Source organism: Micromonospora yongxingensis (genome assembly GCF_052601155.1).
In genome coordinates, this window is sequence record NZ_JBQXEO010000011.1 from 52,066 (window position 1) to 65,499 (window position 13,434).

A 13,434-nucleotide genomic window follows, 5' to 3' on the forward strand; every position below is an offset into this window, starting at 1 on the left:
CGTCCTGGTCAGAGGGCGTCGAGGCCGCGCTCGCCGGTACGGACCCGGACGACCTCCTCGACACCGGTGACCCAGACCTTGCCGTCGCCGATCTTGCCCGTGCGGGCAGCACCGACGATGGCGTCCACGATCTTGTCCACGTCGATCTCGTCGGTGAGCACCTCGACCCGGATCTTGGGCAGGAACTCGACCGTGTACTCGGCACCCCGGTAGACCTCGGTGTGCCCCTTCTGCCGTCCGTACCCCTGCACCTCGCTGACGGTCAGCCCGGCCACCCCGAGGGCGTGCAGAGCCTCCTTCACCGCGTCCAGTTGGTACGGCTTGATGACCGCGGTCACCAGCTTCATGTCCAACCCCTCCATCCCAGGAACGTTAACCGGCGACCTTCGCGCTGACCGGCTCGGCGGAGTCCGCCTCCGGCTTGGCACCGCTCGTCGCGCCGCCACCGGGGGTGCCGATGCCGGCCATCGCGAACGCGCTGCCCGTGCCGCCGCCCGCCGGGGACAGGTCGTAGCTGCTCTCGGCGTGCTCGGCGATGTCGATGCCCTCGACCTCGGCCTCGCCCCTGACGCGGAAGCCGATCGTCTTCTCGATGACGAAGGCGAGCACCCAGGCGATGCCGAACGACCAGACGGTGACGATCAGGCCGGCGAGCGCCTGCCGCCCCAGCTGGGTCGCGCCGCCGCCGTAGAAGAGGCCGTCCGAGGCACCCACCACGTCGGTGATCGCGGCGTTGACCGAGTTGGTGGCGAAGAGACCGAGCCACAGCGAGCCGATCCAACCGCCGACGAAGTGCACACCGACCACGTCGAGGGAGTCGTCGTAGCCGAGCTTGTACTTGAGGCTGACGGCGAGCGCACACACGACCCCGGCGACGATACCGAGCAGGACGGCCGCCCAGGGGGCGACGAAGCCACAGGCCGGGGTGATGGCGACGAGGCCGGCCACGGCCCCGGAGGAGGCGCCGACCATGGTCGGCTTCCGGTCCTTGACCCACTCGACCGCGATCCAGCCGAGCACCGCCGCCGCCGTGGCGAGCTGCGTGTTGATGAAGGCGAGCCCGGCGACCGAGTCGACGGTCAGCTCCGAGCCGGCGTTGAAGCCGAACCACCCGAACCACAGCAGGCCGGCACCGAGCGCGACCAGCGGGATGTTGTGCGGCTTCATGCCCTCGCGCGGCCAACCGAGCCGCTTGCCGAGCACCAGCGCCACGGCCAGCGCGGCCGCACCGGCGTTGATGTGCACCGCGGTGCCACCGGCGAAGTCCAGCGCGTGGATGTCACCGCCGATGATCCCGCCGCCCCAGACCCAGTGGGCGACCGGGAAGTAGACCAGGGTGGCCCAGCCGAAGGCGAACAGCAGCCAGCCGGCGAACTTGGCCCGGTCGGCGATGGCACCACTGATCAGCGCGACGGTGATCACCGCGAAGACCATCTGGAAGGCCATGAAGACGTAGAGCGGAACACCGATGCCGCTGGGGTTCTCCGCCGTCGCGCCCCACAGGTCGGTCTCGGCGAGGAAGGTCTTGGTGCCGAGGTACGCGCCGGGGTCGCCCCAGAATCCGTTCACGTCGGTCCCGAAGGCGACGCTGAAGCCGTAGAACCACCACAGAACAGAGATGAGCCCGATGGCGGAGAAGCTCATCATCATCATGTTGAGTACGCCCTTGGCCCGGTTGAGGCCGCCGTAGAACAGCGCCAGTCCGGGGGTCATGAGCAGCACGAGCGCGGTCGAAACCAGCAGCCAAACGGTATTGGCGCCGTCGATCGTCGGTGCTTCAGGCACGCTGGCCTCCTAAAGGTGAATTTCCTCCTTCGCGGCTTTCCGGGGCAGCGTCGCCCGTAGGCCGGTTGCGCGGAAGCTTCGCGGCCGGCTGTTTCACCCACGGTCCCGTGCCGGTTTCCGTTTCGTGACGGGTTGTTTCGTACGTGTCACGAAGTCCGCACAGCCGGCGGCATGGACGGTGGTGGATCACCCGGACGGCGTTCGTCGATGGCCGACCGGTCAGACCCATCGACCGACGGGCGCTCAGCGGAGGGCGTTCTCCAGGGCGTGCCGCTCGTAGTCGAGCAGCCGCAGGTCGCGCATCGGCCGGCGCAGGTGCCCCTTGTGCACGATGCGGACGAACGCCGGCTCACCGGCCGCGGCCATCCGGCGGATCCCCTCGACGTGGTCCACGATCCGCTTGCGGATGGTCCGGATGAGCCGGTGCCGGTCCCGGGGGATCAGCCCGTACGCGTCGGCGAAGAGCCGCAACCGGCGCGGCCGGTCCGGGCGCTTCCAGCCCAGGGTGATCGAGTCCCGGTCGGCGAAGATCGGCACCCAGGTCCAGGCCGCGTACGCCACGTCGTAGATCCGGGCGCCGGGCGAGGCGAGGTCGAAGTCGATCAGCCCGAGGGTGCCGTCCGGCCGCCAGATCACGTTGTGCGGGGCGGCGTCGTGGTGACAGATCACCTCGGTGTCCGGCGGCGGTGGCCCGAAGGAGCGCCACACCGCCTGCGGCGGCGGCGTGAACCCGTACTGCGCGTCGTGGAACATCCGCAGCATCGTGGCGACGGTGACCAGCGCCTCGTCGGTCACCCAGTGCGGGGCGAGCGGATACTCCCCGCACTCCCCCTCCAGGTACGACAGCACCTCGCGGTTGCGCTCGTCCATGCCGAGCGCCCTGGGGGCGCCGGTGAAGCCGACGTACTCCAGGTGCCGCAGCAGGGCGTGCACGGACGGGGTCCACGGCCCGGCGTTGCGGCGGACCGTGTCGCCGACCCGGACCACGGTGCTCACGTTGCCGCCGTGCAGCGGGATCTCCTGCGAAGTCACGTACGGTCTCCCGAGGCGCTGCGAGGGGTGGCCGGGGTCGCGCCAGCCCGCGTACGCGCGATCGTCAGTGGTCACCCGAGACTACGCGTCCCGTCCGGCGGCCTCGGTCCCCAGCAACGCGTCGACGAACTGCGCCGGGTCGAACGGGGCCAGATCGTCCTTGCCCTCGCCGAGGCCGACGAGCTTCACCGGGATGCCGAGCTTGCGCTGCACGGCGATCACGATGCCGCCCTTCGCGGTGCCGTCGAGCTTGCTCAGCACCACGCCGGTCACGTTGACGACATCGGTGAAGACCCGGGCCTGTTCCAGGCCGTTCTGCCCCGTCGTGGCGTCCAGGATGAGCAGTGTCTCGTCGATCGGGCCCTGCTTCTCCACCACCCGCTTGACCTTGCCCAGCTCGTCCATCAGGCCGATCTTGTTCTGCAGGCGGCCGGCGGTGTCGATGAGCACGGTGTCCACGCCGGTGTCGATGCCGCGCTTGACCGCGTCGAAGGCGACGCTGGCCGGGTCGGCGCCCTCCGGGCCGCGGACGGTCTCCGCGCCGACCCGCGAGCCCCAGGTCTCCAGCTGGTCGGCGGCGGCGGCCCGGAAGGTGTCGGCCGCGCCGAGCAGCACGGTGCGGCCGTCGGCCACCAGCACCCGGGCGATCTTGCCGCAGGTGGTGGTCTTGCCGGCGCCGTTGACGCCGACGACCAGCAGCACCGCCGGCGTGCCGTCCTTCGGCGCGGTCCGCAGGGACCGGTCCAGGCTCGGGTCGAGCGCGTTGACCAGCTCGGCGGCGAGCAGCGCGCGCAGCTCGGAGGCCGAGCGGGTGCCCAGCACGCGGGTCCGCTCGCGCAGCCGGTCGACGATGTCGCGGGTGGCGTCGACGCCGACGTCGGCACCGATCAGGCTGTCCTCGATCTCCTCCCAGACGTCCTCGTCGAGGTGGTCCCGGGCGAGCAGGCCGAGGAGACCCTTGCCGAAGACGTTCTGTGAGCGGGACAGCCGGGAGCGGAGCCGGACCAGCCGCCCGGCGGTCGGCTCGGGCACCTCCACGGCCGGCGCGGGCACCTCGATGACCGGCGGCGGCTCGACCAGGACACCGGTGGACAGATCGGACTCCGGTGCCTCGACAGGTGGGCCGGCGAGATCCTCCTCGGCCCGGGTGTCGACCTCGGTGCGCGGTAGCGGAGGCTCGGGCCGTCGCCGCAGGCGCGGCACGACCAGCCCGACTGTGCCGACGATCAGCACACCGAGCAGGACCAAGGCGAGGACGAGATATTCGGCCATGCCGGAATCCTTCCAGATGCCGGCGACGCCGTCCCAGCCACCGCCACCCGGCCGCTGTCCGGTAACCGGCGGTAGGCTCGGCCGCATGCCCGCCGCACACCTGCTCATCGGCCCTCTTCTGCGGCGCGTGGTGGACACCCGGGCGACCATCTGGGTGGAGACGGCGGCGCCCGCCGTGGTCACCGTCCGCACCGCCGACGGCGCCACCGGCACCGCACCCACCTTCTCGGCGTACGACCACCACTACGCGCTCGTGGTGGTGGAGGGGCTCACCCCGGACAGCGCGACGACCTACGAGGTGCTGGTCGACGACGAGGTGGTCTGGCCGGTGCCGAGCAGTGGCTTCCCGCCGAGCGTGATCCGCACCCGGGCCGCCGACGACCGGGACCAGCCGGTCAGCCTGATCTTCGGCTCGTGCCGGGAGACCACCCAGCACGCCACCACCCGCAAGCTCCCGCCGGACGCGCTGGACGCGTACGCCCGGCGGTTGATGGCCGACCCGGAGCAGGCGCTGCCCGACCTGCTGGTGCTGCTGGGCGACCAGGTCTACGCCGACGTCACGTCGCCGACGGTGCGCCGGCTGCTGAAGCGTCGACGGCGGCGGCCGAAGGGCGCCCCGGCCGACCAGGTGGTGAGTTTCGACGAGTACACCAAGCTCTACCTGGAGTCCTGGCGTGATCCGGAGATCCGCTGGCTGCTCTCCACGGTGCCGAGCGTGATGATCTTCGACGATCACGAGATCATCGACGACTGGAACACGTCGGCGGCCTGGCGGGCCGAGGTGCGCGAGCAGCCGTGGTGGGCCGAGCGGATTGGCAGCGGGCTCGCCTCCTACTGGGTCTACCAGCACCTGGGCAACCTCTCGCCGGACGAGGTCGCCGCCGACCCGCTCTTCGCCAAGGTCGCCGCCGCCGAGGACGCCACCGGCGTGCTGCGCGACTTCGGCCGCCGGGTCGACCAGGAGTCCGACCTCGCGCACGACACCGAGCGCTGGCGGGCGGTGCAGTACCAGTGGAGCTACGCGCTGGACCTGGGCCGGACCCGGCTGGTCATGCTGGACAACCGGGGCAGTCGGGTGCTCGACCCCGGCAATCGGGCGATGCTGCCGCCGGGCGAGTGGTCCTGGTTCCTCGACCAGGCGCACGGGGTCTACGACCACCTGGTGGTCGGCGCCTCGCTGCCGTGGCTGCTGCCGCAGGGCATCCACCACATCGAGGCGTGGAACGAGAAGCTCGCCGACTCGCACCGCCCCTGGGTGGCCCGCGGGGCGGAGAAGCTGCGTCGCGCGCTGGATCTGGAGCACTGGGCGGCCTTCCGGCGCTCGTTCGAGGCGCTCGCCGAGACCTTCGCCCGGATCGGCACCGGCACACCCGGGCGGTCCGGCGTACGGGTCGGCGCCGGGCCGGCGTACGCCCCTCCGGCGTCGATCAGCGTGCTCTCCGGCGACGTGCACCACTCGTACGTGGCGAGGGCCCGGTTCGCCGACCCGGCGGTGGTCACTCCGGTGCACCAGCTCACCTGTTCGCCGATCCACAACCAGGTGCCGGCCGGCATCCGGCCGCTGATGCGGCTGGGCTGGTCGTCGGGCCCGGCCGGGGCCACCCGGGCGCTGGCCCGCTCGTCCGGTGTCCGCCGCCCCGGGGTGCGCTGGCGCAAGCTGGCCGGCCCCTACTTCGGCAACGCCGTGGCCACCCTGACCCATCGGGGCCGTGGGGCCGAGGTGACCATCGAGGGCACCACGAGCGACGGCCGACTTCGTCCGGTGATGTCCCGCCGGCTCGCCGGCGACGGCTGATCCGGCCCCGGCCGTAGTCTCTAGCCCGTGGACGAGCACCTGCCGGAGCCGATCCGGGCGGTCGAGCACGAACTGACCGCCCTGCTTCGCCGTGGTCGGGCGGTTTCCTGGGAGATCGCCCGGGAGGTGCACCCGAACCTCGAACCCAACACGTACGGGCTGCTGCTGTGGCTGCGCCGGAGCGGGTCGATCCGCCTGACGGAGCTGGCGGCACGGCTCGGGGTGGGCAAGGGGACGTTGAGCCGACAGATCAACGGCCTGGAGGCGCTCGGCCTGGTCAACCGCGACCCGGATCCGAGTGATCGGCGGGCCGCCCAGATCAGCCTCACCGAGGAGGGCCAGCGCCGGTTCGACCTCGCCCGGTCCGCCCGGTTGGGGGAGTTTCTGCGCGCCCTGGACGACTGGCCCGCCCGGGACGTCGAGGAGTTCGCCCGCTTGCTCGGCCGGTTCAACGACTCCTGGAAGTGAGCCCCGCCGACGGGGAATGACCCAGCGGTCCCACAAGTTGTTGCTTGAGGCAACCAAAGCATACGGTTGCCTCAGGCAACTCTCAGGCGGCCACCCGGAGGCAGGCAACGATGAGCCAGGCGACAGCGCCCAGCGGGGCGACCGGCGTCGACATGACCCACCGACAGATCCTGGAGGCCCTCTCCGGCCTGCTGCTGGGCATGTTCGTCGCGATCCTCTCCTCCACGGTCGTCTCGAACGCGCTGCCGCGGATCATCACCGAGCTGCACGGCGGCCAGTCCGCGTACACCTGGGTGGTCACCTCGGCCCTGCTCGCCACCACCGCGACCACCCCCATCTGGGGCAAGCTCGCCGACCTGACCAGCAAGAAGCTCCTGGTCCAGCTCTCCCTCGGGATCTACGTGCTGGGCTCGGTGCTGGCCGGCGCCGCGCAGGGCACCGGCGAGCTGATCGCCTGCCGGGTGCTCCAGGGCATCGGCGCCGGCGGCCTCACCGCGCTGGCTCAGGTGATCATGGCCACCATGATCGCGCCGCGCGAGCGAGGTCGCTACAGCGGCTACCTCGGCGCCGTGATGGCCGTCGGCACCATCGGCGGCCCGCTGATCGGCGGCGTCATCGTCGACACCTCCTGGCTCGGCTGGCGCTGGTGCTTCTACGTCGGCGTGCCGTTCGCCATCGCCGCGCTGGTCGTGCTCCAGAAGACCCTGCACCTGCCGGTCGTGAAGCGGAAGGCACAGATCGACTGGTGGGGCGCCACGCTGATCACCGCGGCGGTCTCCGTGCTGCTGATCTGGGTCTCGCTCGCCGGCGACCAGTTCGCCTGGGCCTCCTGGGAGTCCGCCGTCATGGTGGTCGGCGCCCTGGTGCTCGGCGCGCTGGCGATCCGGGTGGAGACCCGGGCCGCCGAACCGATGATCCCGCCACGGCTGTTCCGCAACCGCACCATCACCCTGGCGGTCGTCGCCAGCATCGCCGTCGGCGTCGGCATGTTCGGCGCCTCGGTCTTCCTCGGCCAGTACTTCCAGATCAGCCGCGGTCAGAGCCCGACCATGTCCGGCCTGATGACCCTGCCGATGATCCTCGGCCTGCTGGTCTCCTCCACGCTCAGCGGACGGATCATCACCCGCACCGGCCGCTGGAAGCGGTTCCTGGTGCTGGGCTCGGCGCTGCTGACCGTCGGCTTCGCGCTGATGGGCACGCTCCGCGCGGACACCAACTTCACCCTGCTCAGCTGCTACATGGCGGTGATCGGCATCGGCCTCGGCATGACCATGCAGAACCTGGTCCTCGCCGTGCAGAACACCGTCGGCCCGCACGAGCTCGGCGCGGCCAGCTCGGTGGTGGCGTTCTTCCGCAGCCTGGGCGGCGCGATCGGCGTCTCCGCGCTCGGCGCGGTACTCGCCCACAAGGTCAAGGACTACACCGCCGAGGGCCTGGCCCAGCTCGGTGTCCCGGCGTCCAGCTCGGGCGGCGGCGGCGTCCTGCCCGACGTGCACTCCCTGCCCGGCCCGCTGCGGACGGTCGTGGAGAGCGCGTACGGCCACGGTGCCGGCGACATCTTCCTGGCGGCCGCCCCCTTCGCGCTGATCGCGCTGATCGCTGTGAGCTTCATCAAGGAGGTGCCGCTGCGGCAGCACAACAGCTCTCCGATCGGCGCCGAGGTCGAGCAAGAATCAACCATCGCGGCCGGAGCTGGTGCCTCCGTGGTCCGTGCCGGCGAGCAGAGGTGAGGTAGCCAGCCATGAGCGTGGGAGCACCGGACCGCGAGGAGTACGGCCCCCGGACCCGTCCACTGCCCTTCGAACGCGGCACGGACGGGCCCCGGGTGGTCCTGGTCGGCGTGGACGGCACCCGCACCTCCGAGCGGGCCGGCTGGTACGCCGCCGGCCTGGCCCGCCGGCAGGGCGCCGCGCTGGTGGTGGTCTTCGTCAGCTCGGCGAGCGGCCTGACCGCCCTGGTGCCCGGGATGGACGCCGGCGCGGTGCAGCGGACCCACGACGAGCTGGCCGACGAGCTGCGTCGGGAGTGCCGGCGCGGGGCCGAGGAGCTGGGCGTGCCGCTGACCTTCCTGTGCCGCCGCGGCGACGCGTACGGGGAGCTGTGCGCGGCGGCCGACGAGTTCCAGGCCGACATGGTCGTGGTGGGGGCCTCCGAGCAGGCCGGTCACCGACTGGTCGGCTCGGTCGCCACCCGTCTGGTGCGCACCGGGCGCTGGCCCGTCGTCGTCGTGCCCTGATAACCCGTCGCGAAGTGTCCGCCGTGCCGGGCAGGATGCGCGGCATGACCTGGACTGCGCCGGAGATCACCCGGACCCAAGAACCGTACGTCGGCGACGAGCGCACCATGCTCGAGGGCTGGCTCGACTACCACCGCCAGACGCTGCTGCTCAAGTGCGGCGGGCTCACCGCCGAGCAGTTGAAGACGCCGAGCGTGCAGCCCTCGGGGCTCACCCTGCTCGGCCTCGTACGGCACATGACCGAGGTGGAGCGCTGGTGGTTCCGCATCCGCGCCGCCGGCGAGCACCTGGACGACCTCTACAACACCGAGGCGAGCCCCGACGGCGACCTGGACGACATCGCCGACGCCGACGCCGAGACCGACTTCGCCACGTACGCCGCGGAACTCACGGCGGTCCGGGCCGCGACGGCCAAGCTGTCCCTGGAGGACACCTTCCTGCGACGCCGCCGCGACGGCAGCGCCGACGAGATGAGCGTCCGCTGGGCCTACGTGCACATGATCGAGGAGTACGCCCGGCACAACGGCCACGCCGACCTGATCCGGGAACGCATCGACGGCGTCACCGGCGACTGACCGCCGCTCAGTAGTCCAGGGCCGCCCGCAGATAGCGCAGGTCGGCGTGACCGCCCCAGCGGTGCGCCGACAGCCCGGCGGCGCGGGCGCCCCGCACGGCCCAGTCCTCGTCGTCGACGAAGAGGACGCGGGCCGGCCGGGTGGCCAGTGCTTCGCAGGCGGCCTGGAAGTACTCCGGGGCCGGCTTGTGCACCCCGAGCGTCGAGGAGTTCACCACCACGTCCACCTCGTCGGCGAGGCCGAGCGCGGCCAGGTCGGCGTCGAGCAGGTCGGTGGCGTTGGTGGCCAGGCCGACCGTGATCCCGGCGGCGCGTACCTCCCGGACGAGGTCGAGCACCTCGGCGTCCACCTCGCCCCGGTAGCGCTGCCACTGCTCGACCGCCGCCCGGGCCCGGTCCACACCGCCGGCCGGCTCGGCCAGTGCTTCGGCCACGCTGGTCACCCAGGCGGCGTGGCTGACCTGGCCGGTGAGCACCGGCTGGAGCCGGCCCCACTGCATGGCGATCTCGGTGAGCACCCCCTCGCCGAGGCCGAACTCCCGCTCCACCCCGGCGGCCACCGCCGGGTCGAACCGGCGCAGCACGCCGTCCAGATCCAGCAGGAGCGCCGTCGCGCGTTCCCGAGCCACTACCCGTTCTCCTCGCCGCGGCTGTGCCGCTGGTCGTCCTCGTCGGTCCGGTTGAGCCGTTGGCTGATCACCTGGGTGACGCCGCTGCGCATGGTGACGCCGTAGAGGGCGTCCGCGATCTCCATCGTCCGCTTCTGGTGGGTGATGACGATCAGCTGACTCTTCTCCCGCAACTGTGCCAGCAACGTGATCAGCCGGCCCAGGTTCACGTCATCCAGGGCCGCCTCCACCTCGTCCATGATGTAGAACGGGCTGGGCCGGGCGCGGAAGATCGCCACCAGCATGGCCACGGCGGTCAGCGACCGCTCGCCACCGGAGAGCAGCGACAGCCGCTTGATCTTCTTGCCGGGTGGGCGGGCCTCCACCTCGACGCCGGTGGTGAGCAGGTCCTCCGGGTCGGTGAGGATCAGCCGGCCCTCGCCGCCGGGGAAGAGCACCGTGAACACCTGCTCGAACTCCCGCGCGGTGTCGGAGAACGCGCTGGCGAACACCTCCAGGATCCGCTCGTCCACGTCCTTGACCACGGTGAGCAGGTCCCGCCGGGTGGCCTTGAGGTCCTCCAGTTGCTCCGAGAGGAACTTGTAGCGCTCCTCCAGCGCGGCGAACTCCTCCAGCGCGAGCGGGTTGACCTTGCCGAGCAGGGCCAGCTCGCGTTCGGCCTTGGCGGCCCGCTTCTCCTGCACCGGTCGCTCGTAGCGGACCGGCTCGGGCACCGGCAGCCCGTCGCGTTCGGCTGCCGCCACGTCGGCCTGGGTGGGCGGGACGGGCTGGGCGGGGCCGTACTCGGCGACCAGGGTCTCCACGTCCAGCCCGAAGTCCTCGGCCGCCTTCGCCTCCAACTGCTCGATGCGCAGCCGCTGCTCGGCGCGGGCCACCTCGTCCCGGTGCACCTGGCTGGTCAGCCGCTCCAGCTCCGCGCCGAACCGCTTGGCGGCCCCGCGTACCTCCTGGAGTTCCGCCTCGCGGGCGGCCCGTTCGCGCGCGACCGCGTCGCGGTGCTCCTCGGCCGCGGCGATCGAGGTGGTGAGTCGGGTGAGCGCCTCCCGGGCGCCGCCGGCCACGGCCCGGGCGATGCCCGCGCCCCGGGTGCGCGCGGCACGCCGGGCGGCGGCGCGTTCCCGGGCGGCCCGCTCCGCGGTGGCCTGCCGGGCCAGCGAGTCGGCCCGGCCGGCGATCGAGGAGACACGCTCCTCGGCGGTACGCACCGCGAGCCGGACCTCCATCTCGTTCTGCCGGGCCTGCGGCACCATCGCGGCGAGCTGGTCCCGTTCCTCGCTGGACGGCTCGGCGTCGACCGGGGTCTCCTCGGCCAGCCGCAGCCGCTCCTCCAGCTCGTCGAGCGCGGCGAGGTCCCGTTGCCGGGCTGCCTCGGCGCGGGCCCGGGACTCGCCGAGCCGGTCGGTCTCCGCCTTCGCCGAGCGGGCCGCCGCACCCAGCTCGGCCAGCCGGCGGGCGGCCGCGTTGCGGTGGCTCTCCGCCTCGCGCTTCTCCGCGGCCGCGTGCTGCACGGCCTCCTTGGCGGCGGCCACCTCGGCGCGCGCCTCGACGAGCTGGTCGCGCAGCTCCGCGCCGGTGCGCTCGGCGGCGAGCCGGTTGGTACGCGCCTCCTCGACAGCGGCCTGCACCTCGATGTAGCTGGGCGCCTTGGCCGACCCGCCGGCCGCCGCGTACGCCCCGACCACGTCCCCGTCGGGGGTGACGGCGCGCAGTTCGGGGTTGCCGGCGACCAGCTCGGCGGCGGCGGCCAGGTCGTCGACCAGCGCCACGTCGCGCAGCGCCCGGTGCACGGCGGGGCGCAACTCGGCGTTGCACTCCACCAGGTCGGGTGCCCATCGGGCGCCGTCGGGCAGCTTCGGGCGCAGCGCGTCCGCCGAGCCGGTCATGCCGGGCCCGGCAGGGCTGCCGATCAGCAGGCCGGCCCGGCCGGCGTCGGAGATCTTCAGCAGCCGCATGGCCTCGACGGCCTCGTCCACCCCGCTGACCGCGACCGCGTCGGCGAGGCCGCCGAGCGCGGCGGCCAGCGCGGCCTCGTTGCCCGGCGCGACGGTGAGCAGACCGGCGAGGCTGCCGAGCAGGCCGGGCACGTCGCCGGCGCGGGCGAGCAGAGCGCCCGCGCCGTCCTTGCGCCGCAGGCCCAGGGCCAGCGCCTCCTCCCGGGCCTTCCAGGTGGCCGCGTCCTTCTCCGCCGCGCGCTCGGCGTCGGCAAGCGACCGGACGGTGGCCTGCGCCCGGTCCTGCGCGGCGACCGCCTCGGCGTGCCGGGCGTCGAGGTCGGCGTTGTCCCGGTCCGCCTCGGTGGACTGCGCGGCCACCGCGTCCAGCTCGGCCTGCGCCTGCTCGGCGCGGCCCAGGGCGTCGGCGTGCGCCACGGCGAGTCGTTCGATCTCCTCGGCGGCGCTGGTGGTCCGCGCCCGGGCCGAGTTGACCTGGCCGGTGAGCCGGGCCATCCCCTCCCGCCGGTCGGCGATGGCCTTGGCGGCGGCGACCAGTTCCCGCTCGGCGGCGGCGAGCTGCCGTTCCAGCTCCTGGCGGTGCTCCACCGCCTCGGCCAGCCGGATCTGGTCGTCGGTGAGCGCCGCGCGCAGCTCCTCCTCCTGCTCGCGGACGCGCTCGGCCTCGGCCTCCAGCTGGTCCGGGTCGCGGCCGGTCCGCTCGTCGTCGCCGGTGGTGCTCAGGCGTCGCAGCCGCTCCCGGGCCAACTGTTCGATCGAGCGGAAGCGCTCCTGCAGCGCGGAGAGCTTGTACCAGGTGTCCTGGGCGGCGGCGAGCAGCGGCGCGTCCTCCGCCAGCGCGGCCTCCAGCTCGCCGAGCCGGCCCTGCACCTCGGCGTGCTCGGCCTCGACCTGCTCGCGCCGCTCCCGCACCGCGGTCTCGTCGGCGATCTCCCGATCGAGAGTGGTGCGCAGGGTCGCCAGGTCGTCGGCGAGCAGCCGCAGCCGGGCGTCGCGCAGGTTGGCCTGGATGGCGGCGGCGCGGCGGGCCACCTCCGCCTGCCGGCCCAGCGGCTTGAGCTGGCGGCGCAGCTCGGCCGTCAGGTCGGTCAGGCGGTTGAGGTTCACCTGCATCGCGTCGAGCTTGCGCAGCGCCTTTTCCTTGCGCTTGCGGTGCTTGAGGACGCCGGCCGCCTCCTCGATGAACGCCCGGCGGTCCTCCGGCTTGGCGTGCAGCATGCCGTCGAGCCGGCCCTGGCCGACGATGATGTGCATCTCCCGGCCGATACCCGAGTCGGACAGCAGCTCCTGGATGTCCAGCAGCCGGCAGGAGTTGCCGTTGATCTCGTACTCGCTCTCGCCGGAGCGGAACATCCGGCGGGTGATGGAGACCTCGGTGTACTCGATCGGCAGCGCGCCGTCGGTGTTGTCGATGGTGAGGGTGACCTCGGCGCGACCCAGCGGCGCCCGGCCGGCGGTGCCGGCGAAGATCACGTCCTCCATCTTGCCGCCACGCAGCGCCTTGGCGCCCTGCTCGCCGAGCACCCAGGCGATGGCGTCGACGACGTTGGACTTGCCGGAGCCGTTCGGGCCCACCACGCAGGTGATCCCGGGCTCCAGCTTCAACGTCGTGGCGGAGGCGAAGGACTTGAAGCCCTTGACCGTCAGGCTCTTGAGATACACCTTCTCGATCCTCGTCCGGTGGCCGCCGT

Annotated in this window: 11 protein-coding genes; 5 read left to right on the forward strand and 6 right to left on the reverse strand. The window is 72.6% G+C overall.

What is annotated here, in order from left to right; genetic code table 11:
• Positions 1-8 precede the first annotated feature (8 nt).
• The 4 genes from ACTWLT_RS15470 to ftsY all read right to left on the reverse strand — a co-directional run bounded on the left by ACTWLT_RS15470 (position 9) and on the right by ftsY (position 4,089).
• Entirely contained in the window at positions 9-347 is a 339-nt protein-coding gene (locus ACTWLT_RS15470; RefSeq protein WP_174537509.1) for a P-II family nitrogen regulator, read from the reverse strand.
• A gap of 25 nt (positions 348-372) precedes the next feature.
• Positions 373-1,785, reverse strand: coding sequence for an ammonium transporter (locus ACTWLT_RS15475; protein WP_445318991.1), 1,413 nt, complete (start codon positions 1,783-1,785; stop codon positions 373-375).
• Between the two features lie 243 nt (positions 1,786-2,028).
• Positions 2,029-2,892, reverse strand: coding sequence for an aminoglycoside phosphotransferase family protein (locus ACTWLT_RS15480; protein ID WP_252416721.1), 864 nt, complete (start codon positions 2,890-2,892; stop codon positions 2,029-2,031).
• Positions 2,893-2,898: 6 nt separating this feature from the next.
• Positions 2,899-4,089: a signal recognition particle-docking protein FtsY gene (gene ftsY / locus ACTWLT_RS15485; protein ID WP_445318992.1), complete on the reverse strand. Its 1,191-nt coding sequence runs from the start codon at positions 4,087-4,089 to the stop codon at positions 2,899-2,901.
• A gap of 85 nt (positions 4,090-4,174) precedes the next feature.
• Between ftsY and ACTWLT_RS15490 the strand changes: the two genes are divergently transcribed.
• The 5 genes from ACTWLT_RS15490 to ACTWLT_RS15510 all read left to right on the forward strand — a co-directional run bounded on the left by ACTWLT_RS15490 (position 4,175) and on the right by ACTWLT_RS15510 (position 9,163).
• Entirely contained in the window at positions 4,175-5,884 is a 1,710-nt protein-coding gene (locus ACTWLT_RS15490) for an alkaline phosphatase D family protein (protein ID WP_445318993.1), read from the forward strand.
• 27 nt (positions 5,885-5,911) lie between these two features.
• Positions 5,912-6,352: a MarR family winged helix-turn-helix transcriptional regulator gene (locus ACTWLT_RS15495; RefSeq protein WP_252416724.1), complete on the forward strand. Its 441-nt coding sequence runs from the start codon at positions 5,912-5,914 to the stop codon at positions 6,350-6,352.
• Positions 6,353-6,462: 110 nt separating this feature from the next.
• Positions 6,463-8,082, forward strand: coding sequence for an MDR family MFS transporter (locus ACTWLT_RS15500; RefSeq protein ID WP_445318994.1), 1,620 nt, complete (start codon positions 6,463-6,465; stop codon positions 8,080-8,082).
• An 11-nt stretch (positions 8,083-8,093) separates the two neighbouring features.
• Positions 8,094-8,588: a universal stress protein gene (locus ACTWLT_RS15505; protein ID WP_252416726.1), complete on the forward strand. Its 495-nt coding sequence runs from the start codon at positions 8,094-8,096 to the stop codon at positions 8,586-8,588.
• A 44-nt stretch (positions 8,589-8,632) separates the two neighbouring features.
• Positions 8,633-9,163 (forward strand): DinB family protein, encoded by a 531-nt coding sequence (locus ACTWLT_RS15510; RefSeq protein WP_445318995.1) that lies wholly within the window; start codon positions 8,633-8,635, stop codon positions 9,161-9,163.
• Positions 9,164-9,170: 7 nt separating this feature from the next.
• On the opposite strand, the gene ACTWLT_RS15515 is transcribed toward ACTWLT_RS15510, so the two are convergent.
• Together ACTWLT_RS15515 and smc are read right to left on the reverse strand one after the other, a co-directional pair.
• The gene (locus ACTWLT_RS15515; protein ID WP_445318996.1) at positions 9,171-9,791 is read right to left on the reverse strand and encodes an HAD-IA family hydrolase; all 621 of its coding nucleotides are present in this window, start codon (positions 9,789-9,791) and stop codon (positions 9,171-9,173) included.
• Positions 9,791-13,405 carry a chromosome segregation protein SMC gene (smc, locus tag ACTWLT_RS15520; RefSeq protein WP_445318997.1) on the reverse strand — a complete coding sequence of 1,205 codons (3,615 nt, stop codon included), beginning with the start codon at positions 13,403-13,405 and terminating at the stop codon, positions 9,791-9,793. Before smc ends, ACTWLT_RS15515 begins: the two co-directional genes overlap by 1 nt.
• Between the last annotated feature and the right edge of the window lie 29 nt (positions 13,406-13,434).